The organism is Streptomyces sp. NPDC048295 (genome assembly GCF_040652135.1).
Classification (GTDB): Bacteria; Actinomycetota; Actinomycetes; order Streptomycetales; family Streptomycetaceae; genus Streptomyces.
Genome location: NZ_JBEZLL010000006.1, coordinates 28817 through 53766, shown reverse-complemented (window position 1 = coordinate 53766; position 24950 = coordinate 28817). Strand labels below are relative to the sequence as shown.

The window sequence follows — 24950 nt, the reverse complement described above, 5'->3', positions numbered from 1 at the left end:
GCCGTCCGGCCCGTCCCGGGGCTCACCGGTTTCGGCGTGGCCACCCGGTCGGCAGCGATGTCGACCGGGTGGTTACTGTTCAGTCACTTAGCTCTGCTTGCTGACTGAACCGATCCGGAGGCGCCCCATGACCTCGCTCGACTCTGTGCTCGACAAGGACGGCGTACGACTCACCGTCGACGACGCGGTCGCCACGGTGACCCTCACCAATCCGGCCAAGCGCAACGCCCAGTCCCCCGCTCTCTGGCGGGCGTTGACGGAGGCCGGACGGGCACTGCCCGGAAGCGTGCGGGTCGTCGTGCTCCGTGGCGAGGGCAAGTCCTTCTCCGCGGGCCTCGACCGGCAGGCGTTCACCCCCGAGGGGTTCGACGGCGAGCCGTCCTTCCTCGACATGGCGCGCGGCTCGGAGGCCGAACTCGACGCGACCATCGCCGAGTACCAGGAGGCGTTCACCTGGTGGCGCCGCAACGACATCGTGTCGATCGCGGCCGTCCAGGGGCATGCGATCGGTGCCGGCTTCCAGCTCGCCCTCGCCTGCGACCTGCGGATCGTCGCCGAGGACGTGCAGTTCGCCATGCGTGAGACCAGCCTCGGCCTGGTGCCCGACCTCACCGGCACGCACCCCCTGGTGAACCTGGTGGGGTACGCCCGCGCGCTCGAAATCTGTGCCACGGGCCGCTTCGTGCACGCCGAGGAGGCCGAGCGCACCGGTCTGGCCAATCTCGTCGTGCCCGCCGGTGAGCTGGACGCCGCGGCGCGCGATCTGGCCGGTGCGCTGCTGGCCGCCCCGCGCGACGCCGTCGTGGAGACCAAGGCGCTGTTGAGCGGTGCCGTCTCCCGCGGTTACGAGGAGCAGCGCGTCGCCGAACGCGCCGCGCAGGGCCGCCGGCTGCGCGATCTGGCGGGCATCACCGACTGAGCGCCCGTCCCTCGACAGCGGGCGGGCCCGGCCCGGGCCCGCCCCACGCTCACCCACGCTCCACCACCGCGGTGACCAGCACCGCGACCGAGGGGTGCCCCTCCACCGCGTCCGCCACGGCGCCGCGCACCGCACGGGCCACGTCGAGCGCCCGGTGGCCCGTGTCCGTCGCCAGTTCGACCCGCACATGGTCCGGGCCCGTGTGCACCGCACGACCCAGCACCCGGGTCAGCGCCACCACCCCCGAAACACCCGCCGCCGCGCTCCCCGCCGCCCCCTCCACCGTTGCCGCGCGCACCTCCATCGGGGCCGGAGCCGGTCGTTCCGGCGGCGCGTCCAGCAGCTCCGTCACCCGGATGTCCACCGCGTCGACCACCAGGCCGAGCCGCTCCCCGGCCGCGGTCAGCAGCACCGAGCGCAGCGTGTCGGCCGCGACGGGCAGTGACCGGCCGGCCACGGCCGACATCGTCGCCTCGATCCGCAGCGGCCCCGGCGGCAGCGCGCTCGGCGGCGGCTCCACCTGCGCTTCCGGTGCCCCGTCCGGATCGGCCACCGAGATCCTGAGCCCCCCGAGCACGGGGCCGGACCCCGCCACCGCGCCCCGCAGCACCGCGGCCGCGGCCCGCTCCGAGATCCAGGCCCCGTCCGCCGGACCGCCGAGTGGAAGCAGCCGGCCGAGGCCGAGCCGTTGCCGTACCGCCGCTGTCCATCCGTCCGCCCCGCGCGGGCCGTCAGCCGTCGTCATTTCCCCAGCCTGCCGCATCCACGGCGCGAGACAGGGCAAGCGCACCTAATGTGGGCAAAGAGGTCCAACCTGCCCTGAAGGGAAGAATGGCGATGACCGACACCACGCAGCGGAACCGGCCCGAGAGCTCCGACAAGGAATCGAGCACGCTCATCAAGCGCGGTGGGGGAGCCCCTGCCACCCGTGGCCGTACGACCATCGCCGACGGAGTGGTCGAGAAGATCGCGGGAATGGCGGCGCGCGACGTGGTCGGCGTCCATGCGATGGGCGGCGGCTTCTCGCGCACCCTCGGAGCGGTGCGCGACCGGGTGCCCGGTGGTGGCAAGTCCGTCACCCGTGGGGTGAAGGCGGAGGTCGGTGAGTCCCAGACCGCCCTCGACCTGGAGATCGTCGTCGACTACGGCGTCGCGATCGCCGATGTCGCCCGTGACGTACGGGAGAACGTGGTCGCGGCGGTCGAGCGGATGACCGGCCTGGAGGTCGTCGAGGTCAATATCGCGGTGAGCGATGTGAAGCTGCCCGACGAGGCCGATGACGACGACCAGTCCGAGCCACGTCTCCAGTAGACCTCCGCCGCGAGGCAGTTGAGGAGCGCACGATGAGTATGGCTGTGGTCGGCATGGTGGCCGGCATGGCGCTCGCATTCGCCGGGTACTTCGGCGGATTCGGGGCCTTCCTGCTGGTGGCCGCCCTGGGAGCGGTCGGCTTCGTCGCCGGTCGTCTCCTGGAGGGTGACCTGGAACCCGGCGACTTCTTCCGGAGTCGCGAGCGCGGCGACCGACGGCGGTGACGGCGTTGTCGGGGGCGAGCGGCCGGATCGCCGCAGGTGAGCGCGGGGAGACCCGGATCGCCGACCGGGTGGTCGCGAAGATCGCCGCACAGGCGGCGAAGGAGGCGGTCGACGAGCCGCCGCGGGAGGGAGCCGCGCCGCGCGCCACGGTCACGGTGCACCGGGACGCCGCCCGGGTTCGGGTGAGCCTGGAGCTCGGATACCCCTGCGACATCGGCCGCCAGTGCGGCGGGGTGCGTCGGCATGTCGCCGAGCGGGTAAGGGCGTTGGCGGGGATGGAAGTCCCCGAGGTGGCCGTACAGGTCGAGCGACTGCATCCGACGGGAGCGAGTGTCGCGGCACAGGGGAGGATCCGATGACCGAACCCCACGAACCGGAGCACCGAACACGAGGACTGCCCGCCACCGGCCCCGTCGAAGCGGCCGGGGGGAGGGACGCGCCCGCGGCGAAGGGCGATGTGCTCGAACTCGACCAGTCCGCCTCGTCCGCCGCCTACGACCCGGTGCCCGCGCACCAGGAGGGCGGCGGCCGGGCGGGCCGCTTCTGGTCCGCGCGCCGTGTCCCCGCGACGCTCCTCGCCCTCGTGGTCCTCGGCGGCAGCGGACTGCTGCTCTACGACGTGGCGGCGGTGCGGGCCGACCGCCCCGCGATGCGATGGCGCCGGTGGCTGGCCGACGAGCTCGCCCGGCGCCCGCTGGAGAACGCCTGGCTGCTCGCCGCCGCCGCGCTCGCCGTGGCGATCGGCGTGTGGCTGCTCGTGCTCGCCGTCACCCCCGGCCACCGTGCCCTGCTGCCGATGCGCCGCGACCGCCCCGGCGTACGGGCCGCCCTCGACCGGTCCGCGGCCGCGCTGGTCCTGCGCGACCGGGCCGTCGAGGTGTCCGGAGTGCAGTCGGTGCGGGTCCGGATGGGCCGGAGCAGGGCGGTGGTGCGCGCCGTCTCGCACTTCCGGGAGCTCGACGACGTACGCGCCGATCTGGACACCGTGCTCGGGACCGGCATCAGGGAACTGGGGCTGGCCAGGCCGCCGAGCCTGTCCGTACATGTCCGCCGGCCCGCGAAGAAGAGGTGAGCCCGTTGCTCAGGACCGTCAACCGGGTACTGCTCGGCCTGGCCGGGCTGGTACTGATCTGCGGCGGCGGCGCGGTGCTCGCGGCCGGTCTCGGCCTGTCCGTGCCGTCGTGGTGGCCCTGGCACGGCAGGCACGATGTGCTCATCGGCGTGGCCGACCGGGACCGCTGGCACGACCAGGGCTGGTGGTGGCCGACGGTCATCGCCGTCCTCGCCGTCGTGGTCGTCCTCGCGCTGTGGTGGCTGCTGGCCCAGCTGCGCCGCGCCCGCCTCGCCGAGGTGCTGGTGGACAGCGGCGACGGCGAGGGGGCACTGCTGCGGGGCCGGGCCCTGGAGGGGGTGCTCGCCGGCGAGGCGGGGACGCTGGACGGAGTGGCCCGCGCCCAGGTCGCACTGACCGGCCGACGCAGCTCGCCGCACGCCAGGATCCGCCTGCTGATGGAGCCGCACGCGGCGCCGGACCAGGCGCTCGGCCGTCTCACCGACGAGGCACTGGCCCATGCGCGGGATTCGGCGGGGCTGGCCGAGCTGCCGGCCGAGGTACGGCTGAGGGCCGTCAAGCACCGCGCGGAGCGGGTGAGCTGACAGCCGGTCGCCGGACGGACCGGCCGGCGGCCTGGCGCGGGCTCCGCTTCAGAAGCCCTGCCGGGAGCCGCCGTCGACCGGCACCATGACGCCCGTCAGATACGAGGCCGCGGGCGAGAGCAGGAACGCCGCGGTCCGGCCGAACTCCTCCGGGGTGCCGTAGCGCCGCAGCGGGATCCGTGCCTCGTTCGCCGCCCGCGCGGCCTCCGCGTCGCCCGAGAGGGCGTCCAGCTCACGCACCCGGTCCGTGTCGATCCGGGCCGGCAGCACGCCCACCACCCGGATCCCGCGCGGACCGAGTTCGTCGGCCAGCGACTTGGCGAAACCGGCCAGGCCGGGACGGAGCCCGTTGGAGATGGTCAGACCCGGGATCGGCTCGTACACGGAGCCGGAGAGCACGAAGCCGATCACCCCGCCCTCGCCGAGCACGTTCGCCGCGGCCCTGGCGAGACGTACCGCGCCCAGGAACACCGACTCGAAGGCCGACTGCCACTGTTCGTCGGTGTTGTCGGCCAGGAAGCCGGGGGCCGGTCCGCCGACACTGATGAGAATGCCGTCGAGCCGCCCGAACCGCTCGTGCGCCGTGTCCACCAGCCGCTGTGCGGACGAGGGGTCGGCGTTGTCGGCGGCGAGACCGGCCGCGGCCGCCCCCAGTTCGGCGGCGGCCGCCTCGGCGCGCTTCTCGTCCCGGCCCGTGATGATCACCCTCGCGCCGTCGTCGGCGAGCACCCGCGCCGTGGCGTTGCCCAGCCCCCGGGTCGCTCCGGTGACGATGTACACCCGGTCCTTCAGTCCAAGATCCATGGCCCCTATCCTGCCGCGTCGGGATCCATCGTGTCCTCCCCGGCCAGTGCCATGGCGGTCCCCACGAGGCCGATGTGGCTGAACGCCTGCGGGAAGTTGCCCAGCTGGCGGCGGCCGGTGGTGTCGTACTCCTCGGCCAGCAGCCCCACGTCGTTACGGAGCGCCAGGAGCCGTTCGAAGAGTTCCCTGGCCTCGCCGGCGCGCCCGGCCAGGACCAGGGCGTCGGCCAGCCAGAACGAGCAGGCCACGAAGGCCCCCTCGCTGCCGGGCAGCCCGTCGATCGAGGAGCCGTCCGTGCTGTAGCGGCGGATCAGGCAGTCGCGGCCCAGCTCGTCCCGGACCGCGTCGATCGTCCCGATCAGCCGGGGGTCGTCCGGGGGCAGGAAGCCGGTGCGGGCGATCAGCAGCGTCGCGGCGTCCAGGTTCCGCGAGCCGTAGGACTGCGTGAAGGTGTTCCGCACCGGGTCGTACCCCTTCTCGCACACCTCCCGGTGCACCGCGTCCCGCATCGCCCGCCACCGGTCGGGGTCGCCGGCCAGCGAGGGGTTGTTCTCCAGGGTGCGTACGGCACGGTCGGCGGCTACCCAGGCCATCACCTTGGAGTGCACGAAGTGGCGGCGCTGGCCACGGATCTCCCACAGCCCCTCGTCCGGCTCGCGCCAGGTGGACTCCAGGAAGCCGAGCAGGCTGAGCTGCAGACTCCAGGCGTGCGGCTTGTCGTCCAGACCCGCCTCGCGCGCCAGCCGCAACGAGTCGATGACCTCCCCGTACACATCGAGCTGCCGCTGGCGGACCGCGGCGTTGCCGATCCGGACCGGGGCGGAGTTCTCGTATCCGCGCAGCCACGGCAGCTCCGCCTCGGGCAGTCTGCGCTCGCCCGCGAGGCCGTACATGATCTGGAGGTCGGCCGGGTCCCCGGCGACCGCCCGCAGCAGCCAGTCCCGCCAGGCGGCGGCCTCCTCCAGGTAGCCGGCCGAGATGAGGGCGCCGAGGGCCAGCGTGGAGTCCCGCAGCCAGCAGAAGCGGTAGTCCCAGTTCCGTACGCCCCCGATCTCCTCCGGCAGCGAGGTGGTGGGCGCCGCCACGATGCCGCCGGTCGGGGCGAAGGTCAGCGCCTTCAGCGTGATCAGCGAGCGGATCACCGCTTCCCGGTAGGGGCCCCGGTACCTGCACCGCGAGGACCATTCGGCCCAGTCGGTCAGGGTGTTCTCCAGCGCCTCGTGCGGGTCGACCAGATCGGGGCGGGGCGAGTGGGAGGGGTGCCAGGTCAGTACGAACGCCACCTTCTGGCCCGCCGAGACGGTGAACGACGAGCAGGTGGAGAACTGCTGGCCCCAGGTCTTGACCGGCGGCTCGCTGCGCAGCCAGGCCGAGTCCGGCCCCGCGACCGCCACCCGGTGCCCCTGCGAGCGGCGCACCCACGGCACGACCGAGCCGAAGTCGAAGCGCAGCCGGATCACGGAGCTCATCTCGACGGTGCCGCTGGCGCCCTCGATGATCCGCATGACGTCGGGTTCCCGGTCGCGCTGCGGCATGAAGTCGATGACCTTGACCGTGCCGGTGCGGGTCTCCCAGTACGTCTCCAGGACGAGGGACTCACCCACGTAGCCGCGCCGGGTGCAGGTCTCCGCTCCCTTCGGGGCGATGCGCCAGTGGCCGTTGTCCTCGTCGCCGAGCAGGGCGGCGAAGCAGGCACCCGAGTCGAAGCGGGGCAGGCAGAGCCAGTCGACAGAACCGTTTCTGCCGACCAGGGCGGCCGTCTGGAGATCGCCGATGAGGGCGTAGTCCTCGATGCGTGGGGTCACGTTCTGGCGTGTTCCCGAACCTGGGCCCCGTTAAGCAAACCCGGACGGCGGGGGTCACCCGGCCGGGACGACCTGCCCGCATCCGGCGGACACGGCTCAGGCCGTGGCGGGTTCCGGCTTCTCCGGCTGCTCGGGCTTCTCCGGCTCGGCGGGCCGCTGCTCCCCGGCGGCCTCCTTGGCCGCGGCCTCCACCCGGTCGCGCTTCTCCCTGCGCGCCAGCACCACGTACCCGACCGGGACACCGGCGGCGAAGAGCCACCACTGCACGGCGTACGCCATGTGCGGACCGATCGAGCTGTCGTCCGGGGCCTCGATCAGTTCAGGGGAGTCGCCGACGGGCTCCGGCGCGGTCTGCTCGATGTAGCCGCCGAGCACCGGCCGGGAGAGCCGCTCGGCCTCCTGGGCGCTGCTGATCAGCATCACCTGGCGGTCCGGCAGGTCCGAGATGTCCTTGATGCCGCTGGCGCTCGTCGTCTCGTCGGCCTTGAGCCGTCCGGTGACGGTCACTTCGCCGCGGGGCACGGCCGGCACCTCGGGAAAGGCGCGCTGGCTGTCGGCGGAGGGCACCCAGCCGCGGTTGACCAGGACCGTGCCGCCACCCTTGAGGTCGAGCGGGATCAGCACATGGACACCGATCCGGCCGTCGGTGGAGGTCCTGCGGCGTACGACCACCTGGTGCGCGGTGTCGTACGTGCCCGTGGCCGTCACCGTCCGCCAGTAGTCGGAGCGCGGGACCGTGTGCCCCGGAGCGGTGAGCGAGGCGACCGGAACCGGCTTCGCCTTGAGATTGCGGGAGATCAGGGAGTTCTGCGCGACCTTGTGCTCATGCCGGTGCAGCTGCCAGAAGCCCAGCTCGACCATCGTGGGAATCAGGACGAGGGCGAGGAGGGCGAGGATCAGCCACTGCCGGGTCAACAGGAAGCGGTACACCCCACGACGGTACAACCGGTGCCGTGGGGTGCATCGCGCAGGGGTGGGGGAAGGGGGTGCGGCGGCCGTTGCTCAGACTTTGTCGATGATGCCCACCTTCCCCTCGGCCCGGGCGCAGTGACCGCCGCAGAACCAGTGCCCGTCGACCTCGACGCCCTGGCCGATGATCTGGACCCGGCAGTGCTCACAGATGGGCGCCATGCGGTGAATGGCGCACGAGAAGCAGTCGAAGACGTGCACCGCGCCCTGCGCGTGCACCTCGAAGGACATCCCGTAGTCGTTTCCGCAAACCTCGCAACGTGCCATGCGCCACAGGGTGGGACGCGAGGTGACGGCGGGCGAGCGGCGGAGGGGCGAGTCGCCGCCGGTTCACTCCGATGACGGCGTGGGAATACGGGCCGAAGCGGGCGCCACATCGCGCAGCAGATGGGTGAAGGCGCTCTCGTCCAGGACCGGTGTGCCGAACGACTTGGCCTTGACGGTCTTCGACGTCGCGGAGTCCGGGTCGTTGGTGACCAGCAGACTGGTCAGCCGGGACACGCTGGTCGCCACGTGCAGCCCGGCCTCCACGGCCCGGTCCTCCAACAGCTCCCGGTCGATGGAGGTGTCCCCGGAGAACGCCACTCGCATGCCCTGCATGAGGGGTTTGTCCTTCTCGTACCGCCCGGGGTTCGGATACGGGCACGCCGGGCGCTTGCGCGAGGGGCGCCAGCTGTTCTGGCCGTACGAGGGCTGGTAGCCGATCCGCGGTGTGACCGGGGAGTCCGACCACTCGGTCAGCGGCCGGCACTCCAGCAGCGGCAGCCGCACCCCGCCCCGCGCCGCCGCGTGCAGGCTCGGCCGGAAAGCCTCGGCCAGCACCCGGGCGTCGTCCAGGGCGTGGTGGGCGCGCTGCTGCACGACACCGAAGTGCGCGGCCAGCGACTCCAGCTTGTGGTTGGGCAGCGGCAGCCGCAGCTCCTTGGAGAGCGCGATGGTGCACAGCCGCTGCTCCACGGGGGCGACGACCGAGGCCCGTGCGTACTCCCGGGCCAGCATCGACCAGTCGAAGGCCGCGTTGTGCGCGACGAGGACGCGGTCCGCGAGCCGCTCGGAGAGCTGGGCGGCGACCTCCGGGAAGAGCGGGGCGCCTTCGAGGACGTCAGTGGTCAGCCCGTGGATCCAGACCGGACCGGGATCGCGCTCGGGGTTGACCAGGGTGTACCAGTGGTCCTCGACGTTGCCCTGGGCGTCCAGGCGGTAGACGGCGGCGGACACTATCCGGTCGTCCCGTGCGAGTCCGGTGGTCTCCACGTCGACGACCGCGTACCCCTGCGGGTAGGCGGTCGGCCACGGTGCTGCGGTCTGGCGGTCGTCGAGCATGGTCACAGAGAATACGGGCCGCGACTGACAGTCTCCTATTCGGCCGTCTCCCGCTCCTGCGTACCGGTTCCGCCGCGCACCCCCCGTCGCGGGGGGCCTGCCAGCAGTCCTTCGACCAGGGCCCGTACGGAATCCTCGAACAGCCGGTCCGGGTCGGCGGGCCGGGCCAGCGCGCGGGCCAGCGCCGGATCGTCGTCCGCGGCGGACACGGTCCACAGGTCGCCCTCGCCGGGCGACTGGACGGGGGACCGTTCCCGGTTGCGCTCGACGAGCAGGAAGCCGACGGTCTGGAACTGCACCGCCCGCACCGCTGCCGCCGCCCGTGCCCCGCGCAGCCCCGCGGCGTGCACCTCGTGGACGAGGGCCTGCTGCGCGGGCAGGAACATCCGCTCGGTGAGCCCTCGTTCGTGGACCATCGCGATCAGGTGCGGCCTGGCGCGCAGTTGGCGGCGCAGGCCCCGGGCGACCGAGACGATGCGGGCCGCCGGTGTCCGCCCGGCCGGCCGGAGGGTGCCCATCTCCCGCACGGTGCGCTCGACGAGGGCGTCCAGCAGCGATTCGCGGTTGCCGACGTGCCAGTAGATCGATGTCACCGCGGTGCCCAGTTCCGCGGCCAGGGCACGCATGGTGAGGGCCTGCGGACCGTGCCGCTTCACCAGGGCGGCGGCCGTGTCCAGGACCCCTTCGCGGGTCAGCGGCGATCGCGCCACAGTGCTCCTTGATTCTCGAACTCCGTTACGTGCATGCCTATTTACCCTTCATCGACGTCGGTGTAACTGTGTTACAGAACCCGGCGCGGAGAACCGAGACACGGAGAACCGATTCACGGACGACCGAGAAGGGTGGTACGACATGGCACGCGTACGGTACGGCGCGCGCACCGAGGCCGAGATCGCGGCGGCCCGCGCGGCCCGCTCCCGGCTCCCCGACATCTGGTCCACCGGCGTGGTGGCCCTCTGGGAGAGCGACCCCGACGCGGTGGCGGCCGTCCTGCCGCCACCCCTCGAGCCCGCTGAGCGCCCGCTCGTCCGGGCCAGTATCAGTACGGTAGAACTCCCCGGCTACCCGCTCGGCGCGGGCTCGGTCGCCGTCGCGGCGGTCCACGACGGCCACCAGGGCTGGTATCCGCTCGTCATGCCGATGACCCATGAACGGGCGCTGACCGGCGGACGCGAGGTGTTCGGCGAGCCGAAGAAGCTCGGCGAGGTGACCGTCGAACGCGACGGCCTCGTCGTCCGGGCCGCGCTCGCCCGGCACGGCATCGAGTTCGTCGAGGTGTGCGGCGCGGTCGGCGAGCCGCTCCCGCTGCCCGAACCGGCCGGCAAACTCGACTTCTACTTCAAGTTCCTGCCCGCCGTGGACGGCGAGGGCTTCGACTCCGACCCCGTGCTGATCCACTGCACCCGCCACGAGAAGGTCCGCCGCCTGGAACGCCTCTCGGGCGACGTGGTGCTGCGCGAGTCGGTGTACGACCCGGTCGCCGACCTCCCCGTACGGCGGCTGGTCGAACTCACCATCGGCGAGAAGACCAGCGACCAGCGGGGCAGGGCCGTGGAGCGGGTGAGCGCGAAGGCCCTGCTGCCCTACATCCACCAGCGCTACGACGACCCGCAGCAGATCCACGACGGCCCGCCGGAAGGGAGCGCCCGATGAGGCTGGAGGAGGGGCAGGTCGCCGTCGTCACCGGCGCCGCGAGCGGCATCGGCCTGGCGATGGCACGCAGGTTCGCCGCCGAGGGGCTGAAGGTGGTCCTCGCCGATGTGGAGGAGGACGCGCTCGACGAGGCGGCGGGCGAACTGCGCCAGGACGGTGCTCGGGTACTGGCCAGGGTCGTCGACGTCGGTGAACGCGACTCCGTGCAGGCCCTGGCCGAAGCCGCGTACGACGCCTTCGGCGCCGTGCATGTGCTGTGCAACAACGCCGGTGTCGGCTCGGGGGCCGAGGGCCGGATGTGGGAGCACGAACCGAACGACTGGAAGTGGGCGTTCGCGGTCAACGTCTGGGGCGTCTTCCACGGCATCCAGGCGTTCGTGCCCCGCATGATCGCGGGCGGCGGCCCCGGCCACGTCGTCAACACCTCGTCCGGGGACGGCGGGATCGCCCCGCTGCCGACCGCCTCCGTGTACGCGGTCACCAAGTCCGCGGTCGTCACGATGACCGAGTCGCTGTACGCGCATCTGAAGGCGGAGGGCGCGCCGGTCGGCGCCTCGGTGCTCTTCCCCGGCCCGCACATGCTCCGTACCGGGCTGTGGGAGTCGCACCGCAACCGGCCGGAACGGTACGCCAAGGAGCGCCCGCGCAGGACCCCGTACCGCAGCCTCGACCAGTGGGAGTCCGCCATGCGGGCGGCGGGCCACGCGGTGGAGTTCACCCCGGTGGAGGACGTCGCGGGGACCGTCGTGGACGGGATACGCGCCGGCCGCTTCTGGATGCTGCCCGACAGCGAGCACAGCGACCGGCAGATCCGCGCCAGGTCGCAGTCGATGCTGGAGCGGGCGGACCCGTCGTACCTGGAGAGTTTCATACTCGACTGAGGAGCGAGCGATGACCGACGACCCTTACCTGATCATCTCCTCCGACTGCCACGCCGGGCTGCCCACGGAGGAGTACCGGCCCTACCTCGATTCCCGCTTCCACCGGGACTTCGACGGCTTCCTCGCCGGACGCGACCGCCGCCGCGAGGAGATGACCCGCCTCGGCGTACGCAACGAGGCCTTCGCCGACAAGTGGTTCCACGACAACGAGGAAGGGCTGAAGGGCGGTTGGGACGCCGCCCGGCGCCTGAAGGAACTGGACGGCGACGGGGTGGCGGCCGAGGTCGTCTTCCCGGACGCGGACGCCGTCGACAGCCGGACCGCCGCCCCGTTCGGCGTGGGCCTCGGGCTCTCCGGCGATCAGGACCCCGAACTGGGCATGGCGGGCGCGCAGGCACACAACCGCTGGCTCGCCGACTTCGTCTCGCAGAACCCCGAACGCCACTGCGGGGTCGCCCTGCTGCCCGTCACCGGCGAGGTCGACCGGGTCGTCGCGGAGATCCACCGGGCCAAGGAGTCCGGGCTCGGTGCGCTCATGATCCCCTCCATGTGGGTGGACAAGGCCCCGTACCACGACCGCCGTTACGACCCCGTGTGGGCGGCCGCCGCCGAGACGGCGATGCCGGTGGTCACGCACTCCGGGGCGGCCCCGCGCCACGAGTACGGCGACCACCTCGGGATCTACGTCTCCGAGGTCACCTGGTGGCCCTCCCGCCCGCTCTGGTTCCTGCTCTGGTCGGGCGCCTTCGAACGCCATCCCGGGCTGAGGTTCGGCGTCGCCGAGTCCGGCTGCTGGTGGCTGCCGAACCTTCTCTGGTTCATGGACCGCCTCTACCTCGGCGCCCACGGCGGCAAGAAGCTCTCCCCGTTCGCCGAACTGAAGCGGCCCCCGCACGAGTACCTCGACCGCCAGGTCTTCATCTGCGCCACCAACACCAAACGCCGCGAACTCGCCCAGCGGTACGAGATCGGCGTCGACAACATCCTGTGGGGCAGCGACTTCCCGCACCCCGAGGGCACCTGGCCGAACACCGCCCGGTGGCTGCGCGACACCTTCCACGACATCCCCGTCGCCGAGACCCGCCGCATGCTGGGCCTCGCCGCCGCCGAGGTCTTCGGCTTCGACACGGCCAAGCTCGCCCCGGTCGCCGAGCGCATCGGCCCCACACCCGGGGACCTCGGCCAGAGCGCCGACCAGGCGGCGGTGGAGGCGTCCTGGGCCAGGTCGCGCGACGTGGGCCGGCACTGGCTGACCGGCCACGACTTCCCGGTCCTGGGGGCCGGCTGATGCCCGGCGAGCGCTACACCGTCATCTCCGCCGACTGCCATGCCGGAGCGGACCTCCTGGACTACAGGCCCTACCTGGAGTCGAAGCACCACGAGGACTTCGACGCCTGGGCGGCGGCCTACGTCAACCCGTACGAGGACCTGGTCGCCGAAACCGCCGACCGCAACTGGAACTCGGAGCGCCGCCTCGCCGAGCTGGAGGCGGACGGCATCGTCGCGGAGGTCGTCTTCCCCAACACCATTCCGCCGTTCTTCCCCTCCGCCTCCCTGATGGCGCCCGCGCCGTCGCGGACGGAGTACGAACAGCGCTGGGCCGGTCTGCGCGCCCACAACCGCTGGCTCGCCGACTTCTGCGCGCAGGCGCCGGGCCGGCGCGCGGGTGTCGCACAGATCCTCCTCAACGACCCGGCGGAAGCGGTCCGCGAGGTCCGCCGCACCAGGGCCGCGGGCCTCACCGGCGGCGTCCTGCTGCCCGGCGCACCGCCCGGCTCCGGTGTTCCCGAGCTGTACTCGCAGGCGTACGACCCGCTGTGGGCGGTCTGCGAGGAGCTGGACGTACCCGTGAACCACCACGGCGGCTCGGCCTCACCGCCGCTCGGCGACGAACCGGCGGCCCGTGCCGTCTTCATGGTGGAGACGACCTGGTTCTCCCACCGGGCGCTGTGGCACCTGGTGTTCGGCGGGGCCTTCCGCCGCCACCCCGGACTGAGACTGGTCCTCACCGAACAGGGCTCCGGCTGGATCCCGGGTGTCGTCGAGATGCTCGACTACTACCACGGCCGCCTGGTCGCGGCGGCGACCCGGGCGACCACCGCCGAATCCAGGTTCGGTGCGGGCCTCGCCGCCTCGATGGGAGCGAGCCCGAGCGAGGTCTGGCGCGACAACTGCTACGTGGGCGCCAGCTTCATGAGGCCCCACGAGGTGCCGCTGCGCGACCGGATCGGCCTCGACAAGATCATGTGGGGCAGCGACTATCCGCACGACGAGGGCACCGCCCCGTACTCGCGGGAGGGCCTGCGGATCGCGTACGCGGGTCTGCCGCCCGAGGAGGTCGCGGCGATGACCGGCGGCAACGCGGCCCGCGTCTACGGCTTCGACCTGCCGGCGCTCGACCGCATCGCGGCGGAGGTCGGCCCGACGGTCGAGGAGATCGCCGAGCCGCTCAAGGAGGTCCCGGCCGGCGCGACCAGCCCGGCCTTCGCACCGGGCGGGTCGGTCCGCGTCTGGTGACCGTGCGGGGTGAGACCATCCCCGGGTGACGGAAATCCGGACGCACGACGAACCGCACGGCAACGGCCTCGGCGCACGGCTGAACTGGCTGCGCGCCGCGGTCCTCGGCGCCAATGACGGTGTGGTCTCCACCGCGGGCCTGGTCGTCGGCGTGGCCGGCGCCACCGGCGACCGCGGTGCCCTGCTCACGGCGGGCCTGGCCGGGCTGCTGGCCGGCTCCATGTCGATGGCCGCGGGCGAGTACGTCTCGGTCTCCACCCAGCGCGATTCGGAGCGGGCCGCCCTCGCGACGGAGAAACGGGAGCTGAAGGAGGCCCCGGAGGCGGAACTCGAAGAGCTGACCGGCCTGCTGGAGGGCAAGGGGCTGAGCCGGGACGTCGCCCGGGAGGCCGCCCTCCAGCTCACCGAACGCGATGCGCTGCGCGCCCATGCGGAGGTCGAGCTGGGCATCGACCCGGACGAGCTGACGAACCCGTGGCACGCGGCGGGCGCGAGCTTCCTGGCCTTCACGGTGGGCGCGCTGCTGCCGCTGCTGGCGATCGTGCTGCCGCCCTCGTCGGTGCGGCTCCTGGTGACCGTCCTGTCGGTACTCGCGGCTCTGGCCCTCACCGGCTGGTGGAGCGCCCGCCTGGGCGAGGCGAGGGTGGGGCCGGCGGTGCTGCGGAACATGGGCGGGGGAGCGCTGGCGATGGCGGTCACCTATGGGGCGGGGGAGTTGCTGGGGGCGGTGGGGGTGTAGGGCCGTACGCGGCCGCGTTTGGCGGAAGTCACCAAAGACTGCTGACACCGCGTCTCGCATACTTGTTGGTAACAACGTCTGGTGCCCGGCCGACCTGCGGCTCTACGGTGCTGGCATGCCGACGAACCTGCCCGATGTAGTGCTCTGGTCCATACCGGCCTTCGTCCTGCTCACTGTTCTGGAAATGGCCCTCCACCACTTCCACCCCGACGAGGACGCCGCCGGATACGAGGCGAAGGACGCCGTCACCAGCATCACCATGGGGCTGGGCAGCCTGGTCTTCGACCTGCTGTGGAAAGTGCCCATCGTCGCGATCTACACCGCGGTCCACGAACTGACTCCGCTCCGCGTCCCCGTGCTCTGGTGGACCGTCCTGCTGATGCTGCTCGCCCAGGACTTCTTCTACTACTGGTCCCACCGCGGTCACCACGTCATCCGGATCCTCTGGGCCTGCCACGTGGTCCACCACTCCAGCCGGAAGTTCAACCTCTCCACGGCGCTGCGCCAGCCCTGGACCTCGCTGACCGTCTGGCCGTTCTACCTGCCGATGATCGCGTGCGGGGTCCATCCGGCCGCGCTCGCCTTCTGCTCGTCGGCGAACCTCGTCTACCAGTTCTGGGTGCACACGGAGCGCGTCGACAAGCTCCCCAGGCCCTTCGAGTACGTACTGAACACGCCCTCCCACCACCGGGTGCACCACGCCTCGCAGGGCGGCTACCTGGACCGCAACTTCGGCGGCATCCTGATCCTGTGGGACCGGCTCTTCGGGTCCTTCACCGCCGAGACCGAGCGGCCCGTGTTCGGGCTCACCAAGAACATCGACACCTTCAACCCGCTGCGTGTCGCCACCCACGAGTACGCCGCCATCGCCCGTGACGTGCGCTCGGCGGACAGCTGGAGCGAGCGGGCCGGGCGGATCTTCCGCGGGCCAGGCTGGCAGCCGGCCCGCCGGGCCGTCCGCACGGCTGCCCCGGAGCACACCGGATGAGCGCCGGCACCGCCCCCGGCCGGCGGGAGCGTCTCGTACGCCCGCTGCTCATCGCCTTCCTCGTGGCCTCGGCCGTCGACCTCGCCGGCCTGCTCGCCGATGTCCAGGCCGCCCACCTCGTCGCCAAGCCCCTGCTGATGCCGCTGCTGGCCGGGTACGCCGCCGCCCGGCGCGGGCCCCGGCTGCTCGTCGCGGCGCTGCTGTTCGGCTGGGGCGGCGACACGTTCCTGCTGGCCGACGCCGATGCCGCCTTCCTCGTCGGGATGGGCTCCTTCGCCGTCGGGCACGTCTGCTACCTCTGGTACTTCGGGCGGGCCCGCGGCTCGGTGCCCGCCGGGCTCGTCTACGTCGTCGTCCTGACCGCCTTCATCGCCCTGCTCTGGCCCGGACTCCCCGCCGAGCTGCGGATCCCGATGACCGGATACAGCCTGCTGCTCACGGCGATGGCGTACCGGGCCGGCGCCCTCGGCCGGTACGCGGCCACCGGCGGGGCGCTCTTCCTGCTCTCCGACGCGCTGATCGCCACCGGCATCGCGGACTGGCCGCAGCTGCCCGCGCCCGGCTTCTGGGTGATGCTCACCTACATCGCGGCGCAGTTCCTGCTGACCGTCGGAATCCTCGCACCGGGACCGAAATGGGCTGGTGCGGCCCCGGGGGCGTACCGTGAACGGGTTATCGGCACCTGAGATCTGCAAGGACCCCCACGCATGCGCGCCACCGTCATCCACGCCCCCCACGACATACGCGTGCAGGAGGTGCCCGACCCGTCCGTCCAGCAGCCCACCGATGTGGTGGTCCGGGTCCTGCGGGCCTGCATCTGCGGCAGCGACCTGTGGGCGTACCGCGGGGAATCCGCCCGCGAGCCCGGTCAGCGCATCGGGCACGAGTTCCTCGGGATCGTCGAGGAGGCGGGCTCCGCGGTGGCCGGCTTCGCCGTCGGCGACCTCGTCGTCGCCCCGTTCGTCTGGTCCGACGGCACCTGTGCCCACTGCGCCGAGGGGCTGACGACCTCCTGCCCGCAGGGCGGCTTCTGGGGCTCGGCCGGCTCCGACGGCGGGCAGGGCGAGGCCGTGCGCGTCCCGTTCGCCGACGGCACGCTGATCAAGCTGCCCGCCGCCGCGGCCGCCGACGACCACCTGCTCACCGCGCTCCTGGCCCTGTCCGACGTGCTCGGCACCGGACACCACGCCGCCGTCGGCGCGGGCGTGAGGCCCGGTTCCACGGTCGCGGTCGTCGGTGACGGGGCGGTCGGACTGTGCGGCGTCATGGCCGCCAAGCGGCTCGGCGCCGAGCGGATCATCGCCCTCGGCCGCCACCGGGCGCGCACGGACATCGCCCGCACCTTCGGTGCCACGGACGTCGTCGCCGAACGCGGCGAGGCGGCCGTCGAAGCCGTACGGGACCTGCTCGGCGGCGAGGGCGCGCACGCCGTGATCGAGGCCGTCGGCACCGAGCAGTCGATGCGCACCGCCGTCGGGATCACCCGCGACGGCGGCTCCATCGGCTACGTCGGCGTGCCGCACGGCAGCGGCACCGGCCTGGACCTCGGCGTGATGTTCGACCGGAACATCGCGCTGCGCGGCGGAGTCGCCCCCGTGCGCACCTACATCCCGGAACTGCTGCCCGACGTCCTGTCCGGCACGATCGACCCCTCGCCCGTCTTCGACCTGACCGTCGGCCTCGACGACGTCCCGGCGGGGTACAAGGCGATGGACGCGCGCACCGCGCTGAAGGTGCTCATCAAGCCGTGAGCCAGGCGGCCGCGTCCGCCCCCAGCGGGCCGGGCGGGCGCGACCAGCCGGCGGGCGAACCCTCGAAGGCGACCGGTGGCACCGCGTGCCGCAGCCGGCCCAGCGGGCCGTCCGTCTCCGTGAGCCACTTCTCCGGCTCGTACGAGGCCCCGGTGCCGGGGCCGGGTTCCTGCCGGGCGGGCAGCTCGTCGAGCAGCCAGGAGGCGGTACGGGCCAGCGAGAGTGTCGCGGTCCGGGAGCCGCCCTCGTCGTGCTGCTCGGTCAGCGCCCGCAGCACGGCGGCGGCCAGCAGATAGCCGGTGCCGTGGTCGAGCGCCTGGGCGGGCAGCGCACCGGGCGGGCCCCCGGGTCCGGCGCCGGCCTCGGCCGACGCGATGCCGGTGGCCACCTGGACCAGGCTGTCGAAGCCGCGCCGCCCGGCCCACGGACCGTGCCCCCAGGCCGAGAGCCGCGCGATCACCAGCCCGGGCCTGCGCGCGGCCAGGGACTCGGGGGTCAGCCCGAACCGCTCGAACGCCCCGGGCCGGTAGCCGATGACGACCACGTCCGCGTCGGCCAGCAGCCGGTCGAACGCGGCCGCCCCCGCACGGCCGGAGAGATCCAGGTCCACCGACCGCTTCCCGAAACCGGTGTCGCTGTGCGCGTCCGGGCTCTCCGGGAGCTGCGGGGCGTCGATCCTCACCACGTCCGCGCCGAGCAGCGCGAGCGTGCGGGTGGCGACCGGCCCCGCGATCACCCGGGTGAGATCGAGCACCCGCAACCCGGCGGCGGGCAGCAGCGGTTCAGCGGCGAGCGGCGCCGTCCGGCGCACCGGTGCGCCGTCGATGCGCTCCCGGACCACCAGCGGCGTGCCCGTGACCGCGGCGCCCTGCGGTTCCGCCGCCCACCGGCCGGGCGTACGGGCGGCCACGGCCAGGCCGCCCGCCTCGTACACCGTCCGCTCGATCTCGTCGCTCCGGCGCCCGGTGAACGAGGCGGCGACGGTGTCCACGGCGATGTCGTCCGGGGTCTTCGGGGACAGGCCCAGCGTGGCGAGCAACCGGGCCCGGTGGTGCGGGTAGTTGGCGTGCGTCCGGACCCAGCCGTCCGCGGTGCGCCAGAACCGGGACAGCGGGGCGAAGTTGACCGGCGCGCGCCCGTCGATCCGCAGATGACGCTCGCTGGTGAAGGCCGTGGCCACCGCGCCCTCGTCGACCCGGACCCGGGGCACCGGTCCCGCGGTGCGGCGCGCGGTCAGCTCGGCGGCGGCCAGCGAGCAGACCGCGACGGCGGAACGGGCCAGCTCCATGACCGGCAGCCGGGCGGGGAGCAGTGCGCCGGGGCCGTCCGTCGTGATGTGCGCGAGAAGCGCGGGATCACCGCCGAGCGCCGCCCAGGCCTGCTCCGTACCGGACTTCGCTGCATGAGTCATCCACACACTATGGCACTGAGTGCCATCAGGCGGGAGGGGCTCCGCCCCCTCGAAGTCCCTCCCGCCGCGAGCCGCGTCCCGCTACCAGCGGACCGCGTTCAACGCGTTCACCACACCGGCACCGTAGAAGCCGTTGCGGTTCTTGCCGCCCTCGCAGACGGCGTCGATCTTGCCGTCGTTGTCGATGTCGTACGGGGCACCGCACGCCGTGGCGTCGGCCTCGGCGAGCAGCAGCGCCTTCACCGCGGCCGCCGAGGCGTGCGGGTGCGTCGACTTGATCAGGGCCGCGACACCCGCGACATGGGGGGAGGCCATCGACGTACCGGCCTTGTAGCCGTACTTGCCGTCCGGCAGCGTGGACAGGATCAGTCCGCTGGTGGCCGGCGGGGCGGGCGTCTGGTAGACCGTGGAGTCGCCGCCCGGGGCCGCGACGTCGATGACGCCGTTCCCGTAGTTCGAGTACGAGGCCTTCAGGCCCTTGGCGCCGGTCGCGGAGACCGTCACGACGCCCGGCAGCTGCGCCGGGATGTCGAGGCACTTGCTCGGGTCGATCGTCCGGGTGACGGCCGAGGTGTCGTTCGGGCTGGTGGTGTCCTCGATCGCGTCGGAGGCCAGATCGAAGCTGCTGTTGCCGGCCGAGGCGATGTTGACCGTGCCCTTGCTCTCCGCGTAACGCGTGGCGCGCGCGACGGCCTCGGCCAGGGCGCCCTGGTCCGGGTCGTTCTTGCAGTTGAACATCCACGGGTCGGTGTAATAGCTGTTGTTGGTGACATCGACACCGTGCTCGGCGGCCCAGACGAAGCCGCAGACGATCGACTCGGTGTAGAAGAAGCCGTCCGGGTTCGCCACCTTGATGCCGGCGACCTTGACGCCCGGCGCGACCCCGGTGACCCCGACGCCGTTCTTCGCGGCGGCGATGGTGCCCGCGACATGCGTGCCGTGGTTGCTCTCGGTGGGCGCCGAACGCCAGGCGCCGTCCGTGGTGTCCGGGGCTCCGGAGACACAGCTCGCCGACGCCGCGCGGTCGAAGTTCGGCGCCAGGTCGGGGTGGGTGTCGTCGACACCCGTGTCGATGACCGCGACCGTGACCTTGCGGCTGCCCAGCGTCTTCTTGTGCGCCTGGTCCGCCTTGATGGCGGGCAGATCCCACTGCAGGGGCTCCATCGGGTCCTGGTCGCCCGTCGCCTCCGCCGCCGCGGCCTTCGCCTGCGCGGCGGTGAGCGGCTGCTCGGCCCCGGTGTCCGTGGTGGCCTGGGGAACGATGGGGTTGGTGCGGGTGGCCCCTGCCGAATCGACACCCTTGACCCGGCGGACCGTCTTCGCGAAGTCCGGGTTCTGCGAGTGGACGACGATGACGCCGATCTGCTCGTAGGCGACCACCACCGTGCCGCCGGCCTCGGCTATCGCCTTCTTCACCTGCTTGACGGTCCCATGACCGCCCCGCGTGTTGACCACGTAGGAGAGCTTCGGTCCGTCCGTCGACACCGCTGCCGTGGGCTGCGCGTCCACGGGTGCGGCAGAGGCGGCACCCGTCGGCAGGAAGCCGAGCGAGGCCGTGAGGGCCAATCCGACGGGCAACGTGAGTGCGCGCGTCCGTCTGGATCCCAGATGAGCCATGGGGTCTCCACATCATCCGTACCGGTCGACCGGACACGGGCGTGCCCGGTCGCGTACATGACCAGTGAAGTTATCGCTGATCATCCCCGCTGATCAATGAGTTCGCAGCTCCGAATTGGGCCGGACGGGCACGAAACGGCGCACGGGAGAAGTACGCGGCGGCGGTGAACCGCTCCGCCGCGCTCTCCGTGCCGTTGTCGGGGGAGGTGCACCGACACCCCGGTACCGAGCCTTCCCCGTGCGATCCACCGTCACCGACACCACCGCACCCGCGTCGCGAGGAGATTCCGTGGCTACCGATGCACCGCCGCCGCCCGAGGCCAGTACGGACACCCGCCCTGCCCAGCCCACGACCGAGGCGTTCACCGCGGTGCAGGAGAGCGCGGAGTTCGGCGAACTGCGCCGCTCGTACCGTTCGTTCGCCTTCCCGCTGACCATCGCCTTCGTCCTCTGGTACCTGCTCTACGTGCTGCTGTCCAACTACGCGGGCGGCTTCATGGGCACCAAGGTGTACAGCAACATCAACGTGGCCTTCGTGTTCGGCCTCGCCCAGTTCGTCACCACCTTCCTCATCGCCTGGTTCTACTCCCGGCACGCCGCCGCGAAGCTCGACCCGAAGGCCGAGGCCATCAAGTCCCGTATGGAGGCCGACGCATGAGCGCCGCGTACCACTCGCACCCCGTCCTTCAGCTGGCCGCCTCCTCGACCACCGAGCACCGGCCGCTGATCATCACGCTCTTCGCCGTGTTCGTCGCCGCGACCCTGGGCATCACCGTCTGGGCCGGACGGCAGACCCGCAGCGCCTCCGACTTCTACGCGGGCGGCCGTCAGTTCACCGCCTTCCAGAACGGGCTCGCGGTGTCCGGCGACTACATGTCCGCCGCGTCGTTCCTCGGCATCGCCGGGGCCATCGCCCTCTTCGGCTACGACGGCTTCCTGTACTCGATCGGCTTCCTCGTCGCCTGGCTGGTCGCCCTGCTGCTGGTCGCCGAACCACTGCGCAACTCCGGCCGCTACACCATGGGCGACGTCCTCGCCTACCGGATGCGCCAGCGCCCCGTCCGTACCGCCTCCGGCGTCTCCACCATCGTCGTCTCGATCTTCTACCTGCTGGCCCAGATGGCGGGCGCGGGCGTCCTGGTCTCGCTGCTCCTCGGCATCACCAGCGACGCGGGCAAGATCCTCATCGTCGCGCTGGTCGGCGTACTCATGATCGTGTACGTCACCATCGGCGGCATGAAGGGCACCACCTGGGTGCAGATGGTCAAGGCCGTACTGCTCATCGCCGGTGCCCTGCTGATGACCTTCCTGGTACTGCTGAAGTTCGACTTCAACATCTCCGACCTGCTGGGCACGGCCGCCGAGAAGAGCGGCCACGGAGCGGCGTTCCTGGAGCCCGGCCTCAAGTACGGTGCCACCGGCACCTCGAAGCTGGACTTCCTCTCCCTCGGCATCGCCCTGGTCCTCGGCACCGCCGGCCTGCCGCACATCCTGATCCGCTTCTACACGGTGCCGACCGCCAAGGCCGCCCGTAAGTCCGTCAACTGGGCCATCGGCATCATCGGCGCCTTCTACCTGATGACGATCGCCCTCGGCTTCGGTGCCGCCGCCCTCATCGGCCCCGACGAGATCAAGGCGAAGAACCCGGCAGGCAACGCGGCGGCCCCGCAGCTCGCCGAATACCTCGGCGGGGTCGGCTCCACCGGCGGCGCGGTACTGCTCGCGGTGATCTCGGCGGTCGCCTTCGCCACCATCCTCGCCGTCGTTGCGGGGCTCACCCTCGCCTCCTCGTCCTCCTTCGCGCACGACATCTACGCCAACGTCATCCGCAAGGGGAAGGCCACCGAGGCGGAGGAGATGCGGGCCGCCCGCTGGTCCACCGTCCTCATCGGCGCGGTCGCGATCCTCCTGGGCGCCTTCGCCCGCGACATGAACGTCGCCGGACTGGTGGCGCTCGCATTCGCCGTCGCGGCCTCCGCCAACCTGCCGACCATCCTCTACAGCCTGTTCTGGAAGCGGTTCACCACCCAGGGCGCGCTGTGGTCGATCTACGGCGGTCTGGCGAGCTCGGTGATCCTGGTGCTGTTCTCGCCGGTCGTCTCCGGCAACCCGAAGACGTCGATGTTCAAGGGCGTCGACTTCGCCTGGTTCCCGCTGGAGAACCCCGGCCTGATCTCCATCCCGCTGGGCTTCCTGCTCGGCTGGATCGGCTCCCTCCTCTCGAAGGAGACGCCGGACAAGGGCAAGTACGCCGAGCTGGAGGTCAAGTCCCTCACCGGCATCGGGGCACACTGACCGGGCAGCTCCCGGGTTCCCGCTCCGTGGCCGTGTCGTAGGGTCCTACGACACGGCCACGCCGCTCCTCGTGCCAAACGGGCCCCGCCGATGTCACCGCTCTCGCGTAGTCTCGGAAGAGTCAGCCGGAAGGGCCGGCCGGATGCCCGGGCCCGGCACCGGGAAGCGATCGGGGAGGGGGCCCACATGCTCATCGACACATACGACCGGGTCGCCACCGACCTGCGCGTCTCGCTGACCGACCGGTGCAATCTGCGGTGCACCTACTGCATGCCGGAAGAGGGCCTGCAATGGCTGGGCAAGCCCGACCTGCTCAGTGACGACGAGATCGTCCGGCTGATCCGTATCGCCGTGACCCGGCTCGGCATCACCGAGGTCCGCTTCACCGGTGGCGAGCCGCTGCTGCGCCCCGGGCTCGTCTCCCTGGTCGAGCGCTGCGCGGCCCTGGACCCCCGCCCCCGGATGTCGCTCACCACCAACGGCATCGGTCTCAAGCGCACCGCCGCCGCACTCGTGGCCGCCGGTCTCGACCGGGTCAATGTCTCGCTGGACACCCTGCGACCCGAGGTCTTCAAGACCCTCACCCGCCGCGACCGCCACCACGACGTGCTGGCCGGCCTCGAAGCCGCCCGCGACGCCGGGCTCACTCCGGTCAAGGTCAACACCGTCCTGATGCCGGGGTTCAACGACGACGAGGCCCCCGAACTGCTCGCCTGGGCCGTCGAGCACGGATACGAGCTCCGCTTCATCGAGCAGATGCCGCTCGACGCCCAGCACGGCTGGAAGCGCGACGGCATGATCACGGCAGGCGACATACTCCGGTCGCTGCGCACCCGCTTCACCCTCACCGAGGAGGGCGCCGGGGAGCGCGGCTCCGCCCCGGCCGAGCGCTGGATCGTCGACGGCGGCCCCCATCGGGTCGGCGTCATCGCCTCCGTCACCCGCCCCTTCTGCCGGGCCTGCGACCGGACCAGGCTCACCGCCGACGGCCAGGTGCGCACCTGCCTCTTCGCCCGCGAGGAGACCGATCTGCGCGGAGCCCTGCGTTCGGACGCGCCGGACGAGGAGATCGCCCGGATCTGGACGCTCGCGATGTGGGGCAAGAAGGCCGGATCGGGCCTGGACGACCCGTCCTTCCTCCAGCCCGACCGGCCGATGTCGGCGATCGGCGGCTGAGCCGCGCTGTCCGGCCGCCGTCCCTCCGGCCGCCGTCCCTCCGGCCACCGCCCGTCCGGCCTGCATGTTCAGGCGGAAGCGGCGATCCGTGAGTGCCGCGGAACAGGTTCCGCGGCGACACGGGAGCGGTATATTCCTCGTGTCGCATCACAGGGTGTCTGCTTGCACCCGATCCTGAGCGACACGGAAGGGCCCGACCCGGGAGGCACCCCGGGCCAGACCCTTCGACGCGGTTCACGAGCCCGGTCGCCCAGCTGCCGACCGGGCTTCCGCGTACGCGGCTCCGGTCACGACCGTCTCGGGTGCGGGACCGCTACTGCACGAACTGTCCCACTGCGGCGATGATCGCCACGAACAGCCCTGCCACCGCCAGACAGACCTGCCACCTCTCGGCTTCGGTCCACCTCGGCCTGCGAGGCTTCACATCGCTTTGATCACTCACAACTCCTCCTCGTTCCTCCAGCAGCCCCGCTGACGGCCTTGTTCGTCAGCGGACCTGCCGCAAGGAGCGGCTCGAAGCTCCGCGAAGTCTGTCATGAGCAATCGGGTGCGGTGCACCGTGACTTCATGATTGATCTGAGGTTTTCCTGAGCTTCGGAACCCTAGCCCCGGTCGGCTTCGGACTCCCACTCCGCGAGCGTCACGACATCCTTGAGGAAACCCCGGACATCGAGGAACGAGGAGAGGTGCTCACGGTGTTCCTCGCAGGCCAGCCAGGTCTTGCGGCGCTCCGGGGTGTGCAGCTTCGGGTTGTTCCAGGCGAGCACCCAAACGGCCTCGGCCCGGCAGCCCTTGGCGGAACAGATGGGTGCGGCGGCGCTCTCGGTAGCGGATTCAGGGGAGTTCACGGACTCAACCCTAGATCCTTCCCCTGTGGATCAGACCATTGCCCGACCGCACTCCGGCCGCAG

28 protein-coding genes are annotated in these 24950 nt (G+C 72.0%); 17 read left to right on the top strand and 11 right to left on the bottom strand.

Annotation, left to right across the window (positions count from 1 at the left end):
• The first annotated feature begins 127 nt into the window (after nt 1-127).
• Nucleotides 128-919 (top strand): enoyl-CoA hydratase/isomerase family protein, encoded by a 792-nt coding sequence (locus AB0D53_RS10715; protein ID WP_362443171.1) that lies wholly within the window; start codon nt 128-130, stop codon nt 917-919.
• A gap of 49 nt (nt 920-968) precedes the next feature.
• Here AB0D53_RS10715 and AB0D53_RS10710 read toward each other — a convergent pair whose 3' ends face one another.
• Nucleotides 969-1664: a hypothetical protein gene (locus tag AB0D53_RS10710; RefSeq protein ID WP_362443168.1), complete on the bottom strand. Its 696-nt coding sequence runs from the start codon at nt 1662-1664 to the stop codon at nt 969-971.
• Between the two features lie 92 nt (nt 1665-1756).
• Here AB0D53_RS10710 and AB0D53_RS10705 point away from each other — a divergent pair, with 92 nt between their 5' ends.
• The 5 genes from AB0D53_RS10705 to amaP are packed head-to-tail and all read left to right on the top strand — an operon-like array spanning nt 1757 to nt 4110.
• Entirely contained in the window at nt 1757-2230 is a 474-nt protein-coding gene (locus tag AB0D53_RS10705; protein WP_362443165.1) for an Asp23/Gls24 family envelope stress response protein, read from the top strand.
• A 32-nt stretch (nt 2231-2262) separates the two neighbouring features.
• A complete protein-coding gene (locus AB0D53_RS10700) occupies nt 2263-2454 on the top strand; it encodes a hypothetical protein (RefSeq protein WP_329816780.1) in 192 nt (63 codons plus the stop codon).
• A 5-nt stretch (nt 2455-2459) separates the two neighbouring features.
• Nucleotides 2460-2813, top strand: coding sequence for a hypothetical protein (locus AB0D53_RS10695; RefSeq protein ID WP_362443161.1), 354 nt, complete (start codon nt 2460-2462; stop codon nt 2811-2813).
• Nucleotides 2810-3526 carry a DUF6286 domain-containing protein gene (locus AB0D53_RS10690; protein WP_362443158.1) on the top strand — a complete coding sequence of 239 codons (717 nt, stop codon included), beginning with the start codon at nt 2810-2812 and terminating at the stop codon, nt 3524-3526. Before AB0D53_RS10695 ends, AB0D53_RS10690 begins: the two co-directional genes overlap by 4 nt.
• Nucleotides 3523-4110: an alkaline shock response membrane anchor protein AmaP gene (gene amaP, locus AB0D53_RS10685; protein WP_362443155.1), complete on the top strand. Its 588-nt coding sequence runs from the start codon at nt 3523-3525 to the stop codon at nt 4108-4110. Before AB0D53_RS10690 ends, amaP begins: the two co-directional genes overlap by 4 nt.
• 48 nt (nt 4111-4158) lie before the next feature.
• Here the strand turns inward: amaP and AB0D53_RS10680 are convergent, their stop codons facing one another.
• From AB0D53_RS10680 to AB0D53_RS10655, 6 genes are all read right to left on the bottom strand, one after another.
• Nucleotides 4159-4914: an SDR family oxidoreductase gene (locus AB0D53_RS10680; protein WP_329816776.1), complete on the bottom strand. Its 756-nt coding sequence runs from the start codon at nt 4912-4914 to the stop codon at nt 4159-4161.
• A gap of 5 nt (nt 4915-4919) precedes the next feature.
• Nucleotides 4920-6719, bottom strand: coding sequence for a glycoside hydrolase family 15 protein (locus AB0D53_RS10675; protein WP_362443151.1), 1800 nt, complete (start codon nt 6717-6719; stop codon nt 4920-4922).
• Between the two features lie 96 nt (nt 6720-6815).
• Nucleotides 6816-7649 carry an SURF1 family protein gene (locus AB0D53_RS10670; RefSeq protein ID WP_362443148.1) on the bottom strand — a complete coding sequence of 278 codons (834 nt, stop codon included), beginning with the start codon at nt 7647-7649 and terminating at the stop codon, nt 6816-6818.
• A gap of 72 nt (nt 7650-7721) precedes the next feature.
• Nucleotides 7722-7955, bottom strand: coding sequence for a hypothetical protein (locus tag AB0D53_RS10665; RefSeq protein WP_072482991.1), 234 nt, complete (start codon nt 7953-7955; stop codon nt 7722-7724).
• 63 nt (nt 7956-8018) lie between these two features.
• Entirely contained in the window at nt 8019-9017 is a 999-nt protein-coding gene (locus AB0D53_RS10660; protein ID WP_362443144.1) for a DEDDh family exonuclease, read from the bottom strand.
• A 29-nt stretch (nt 9018-9046) separates the two neighbouring features.
• Nucleotides 9047-9721 (bottom strand): TetR family transcriptional regulator, encoded by a 675-nt coding sequence (locus tag AB0D53_RS10655; RefSeq protein WP_362443141.1) that lies wholly within the window; start codon nt 9719-9721, stop codon nt 9047-9049.
• 142 nt (nt 9722-9863) lie between these two features.
• Between AB0D53_RS10655 and AB0D53_RS10650 the strand changes: the two genes are divergently transcribed.
• The 8 genes from AB0D53_RS10650 (at nt 9864) to AB0D53_RS10615 (ending at nt 17540) form a co-directional block, all read left to right on the top strand.
• Complete coding sequence (locus AB0D53_RS10650) at nt 9864-10664, top strand: acetoacetate decarboxylase family protein (protein ID WP_362443138.1); 801 nt, start codon at nt 9864-9866, stop codon at nt 10662-10664.
• On the top strand, nt 10661-11545 hold the full coding sequence (locus AB0D53_RS10645) for an SDR family NAD(P)-dependent oxidoreductase (protein WP_362443135.1): 885 nt from the start codon (nt 10661-10663) through the stop codon (nt 11543-11545). The genes AB0D53_RS10650 and AB0D53_RS10645 overlap by 4 nt, the downstream gene beginning before the upstream one ends.
• Before the next feature lie 10 nt (nt 11546-11555).
• The gene (locus tag AB0D53_RS10640; protein WP_362443132.1) at nt 11556-12833 is read left to right on the top strand and encodes an amidohydrolase family protein; all 1278 of its coding nucleotides are present in this window, start codon (nt 11556-11558) and stop codon (nt 12831-12833) included.
• Entirely contained in the window at nt 12833-14062 is a 1230-nt protein-coding gene (locus AB0D53_RS10635; protein ID WP_362443129.1) for an amidohydrolase family protein, read from the top strand. Before AB0D53_RS10640 ends, AB0D53_RS10635 begins: the two co-directional genes overlap by 1 nt.
• A 25-nt stretch (nt 14063-14087) precedes the next feature.
• The gene (locus AB0D53_RS10630; RefSeq protein ID WP_362443126.1) at nt 14088-14801 is read left to right on the top strand and encodes a VIT family protein; all 714 of its coding nucleotides are present in this window, start codon (nt 14088-14090) and stop codon (nt 14799-14801) included.
• 115 nt (nt 14802-14916) lie between these two features.
• On the top strand, nt 14917-15789 hold the full coding sequence (locus tag AB0D53_RS10625) for a sterol desaturase family protein (protein WP_362443123.1): 873 nt from the start codon (nt 14917-14919) through the stop codon (nt 15787-15789).
• Complete coding sequence (locus tag AB0D53_RS10620) at nt 15786-16475, top strand: lysoplasmalogenase (RefSeq protein ID WP_362443120.1); 690 nt, start codon at nt 15786-15788, stop codon at nt 16473-16475. Before AB0D53_RS10625 ends, AB0D53_RS10620 begins: the two co-directional genes overlap by 4 nt.
• Before the next feature lie 21 nt (nt 16476-16496).
• Nucleotides 16497-17540 carry a zinc-dependent alcohol dehydrogenase family protein gene (locus AB0D53_RS10615; RefSeq protein WP_362443117.1) on the top strand — a complete coding sequence of 348 codons (1044 nt, stop codon included), beginning with the start codon at nt 16497-16499 and terminating at the stop codon, nt 17538-17540.
• Here the strand turns inward: AB0D53_RS10615 and AB0D53_RS10610 are convergent.
• Nucleotides 17530-18951 carry a CoA transferase gene (locus AB0D53_RS10610; RefSeq protein ID WP_362443114.1) on the bottom strand — a complete coding sequence of 474 codons (1422 nt, stop codon included), beginning with the start codon at nt 18949-18951 and terminating at the stop codon, nt 17530-17532. The genes AB0D53_RS10615 and AB0D53_RS10610 overlap by 11 nt on opposite strands.
• A gap of 81 nt (nt 18952-19032) precedes the next feature.
• Complete coding sequence (locus AB0D53_RS10605; RefSeq protein WP_362443111.1) at nt 19033-20568, bottom strand: S8 family serine peptidase; 1536 nt, start codon at nt 20566-20568, stop codon at nt 19033-19035.
• A 289-nt stretch (nt 20569-20857) separates the two neighbouring features.
• On the opposite strand from AB0D53_RS10605, the gene AB0D53_RS10600 reads away from it, so the two are divergent.
• The 3 genes from AB0D53_RS10600 to moaA all read left to right on the top strand — a co-directional run bounded on the left by AB0D53_RS10600 (nt 20858) and on the right by moaA (nt 24039).
• Complete coding sequence (locus AB0D53_RS10600; RefSeq protein WP_362443108.1) at nt 20858-21226, top strand: DUF485 domain-containing protein; 369 nt, start codon at nt 20858-20860, stop codon at nt 21224-21226.
• Entirely contained in the window at nt 21223-22863 is a 1641-nt protein-coding gene (locus AB0D53_RS10595; protein WP_329816760.1) for a cation acetate symporter, read from the top strand. The genes AB0D53_RS10600 and AB0D53_RS10595 overlap by 4 nt, the downstream gene beginning before the upstream one ends.
• 186 nt (nt 22864-23049) lie before the next feature.
• Nucleotides 23050-24039 (top strand): GTP 3',8-cyclase MoaA, encoded by a 990-nt coding sequence (gene moaA, locus AB0D53_RS10590; protein WP_362443103.1) that lies wholly within the window; start codon nt 23050-23052, stop codon nt 24037-24039.
• Nucleotides 24040-24352: 313 nt separating this feature from the next.
• On the opposite strand, the gene AB0D53_RS10585 is transcribed toward moaA, so the two are convergent.
• A complete protein-coding gene (locus AB0D53_RS10585; protein ID WP_362443100.1) occupies nt 24353-24481 on the bottom strand; it encodes a hypothetical protein in 129 nt (42 codons plus the stop codon).
• Between the two features lie 160 nt (nt 24482-24641).
• The gene (locus AB0D53_RS10580) at nt 24642-24887 is read right to left on the bottom strand and encodes a hypothetical protein (protein WP_362443097.1); all 246 of its coding nucleotides are present in this window, start codon (nt 24885-24887) and stop codon (nt 24642-24644) included.
• Nucleotides 24888-24950 lie beyond the last annotated feature (63 nt).

Coding starts and splice junctions, on each gene's coding strand:
- AB0D53_RS10715 (WP_362443171.1), top strand. CDS start 128: ATGACCTCGCTCGACTCTGTGCTCGACAAGGACGGCGTACGACTCACC.
- AB0D53_RS10710 (WP_362443168.1), bottom strand. CDS start 1,664: ATGACGACGGCTGACGGCCCGCGCGGGGCGGACGGATGGACAGCGGCG.
- AB0D53_RS10705 (WP_362443165.1), top strand. CDS start 1,757: ATGACCGACACCACGCAGCGGAACCGGCCCGAGAGCTCCGACAAGGAA.
- AB0D53_RS10700 (WP_329816780.1), top strand. CDS start 2,263: ATGAGTATGGCTGTGGTCGGCATGGTGGCCGGCATGGCGCTCGCATTC.
- AB0D53_RS10690 (WP_362443158.1), top strand. CDS start 2,810: ATGACCGAACCCCACGAACCGGAGCACCGAACACGAGGACTGCCCGCC.
- AB0D53_RS10680 (WP_329816776.1), bottom strand. CDS start 4,914: ATGGATCTTGGACTGAAGGACCGGGTGTACATCGTCACCGGAGCGACC.
- AB0D53_RS10665 (WP_072482991.1), bottom strand. CDS start 7,955: ATGGCACGTTGCGAGGTTTGCGGAAACGACTACGGGATGTCCTTCGAG.
- AB0D53_RS10650 (WP_362443138.1), top strand. CDS start 9,864: ATGGCACGCGTACGGTACGGCGCGCGCACCGAGGCCGAGATCGCGGCG.
- AB0D53_RS10645 (WP_362443135.1), top strand. CDS start 10,661: ATGAGGCTGGAGGAGGGGCAGGTCGCCGTCGTCACCGGCGCCGCGAGC.
- AB0D53_RS10640 (WP_362443132.1), top strand. CDS start 11,556: ATGACCGACGACCCTTACCTGATCATCTCCTCCGACTGCCACGCCGGG.
- AB0D53_RS10635 (WP_362443129.1), top strand. CDS start 12,833: ATGCCCGGCGAGCGCTACACCGTCATCTCCGCCGACTGCCATGCCGGA.
- AB0D53_RS10625 (WP_362443123.1), top strand. CDS start 14,917: ATGCCGACGAACCTGCCCGATGTAGTGCTCTGGTCCATACCGGCCTTC.
- AB0D53_RS10620 (WP_362443120.1), top strand. CDS start 15,786: ATGAGCGCCGGCACCGCCCCCGGCCGGCGGGAGCGTCTCGTACGCCCG.
- AB0D53_RS10615 (WP_362443117.1), top strand. CDS start 16,497: ATGCGCGCCACCGTCATCCACGCCCCCCACGACATACGCGTGCAGGAG.
- AB0D53_RS10610 (WP_362443114.1), bottom strand. CDS start 18,951: ATGACTCATGCAGCGAAGTCCGGTACGGAGCAGGCCTGGGCGGCGCTC.
- AB0D53_RS10605 (WP_362443111.1), bottom strand. CDS start 20,568: ATGGCTCATCTGGGATCCAGACGGACGCGCGCACTCACGTTGCCCGTC.
- AB0D53_RS10595 (WP_329816760.1), top strand. CDS start 21,223: ATGAGCGCCGCGTACCACTCGCACCCCGTCCTTCAGCTGGCCGCCTCC.
- moaA (WP_362443103.1), top strand. CDS start 23,050: ATGCTCATCGACACATACGACCGGGTCGCCACCGACCTGCGCGTCTCG.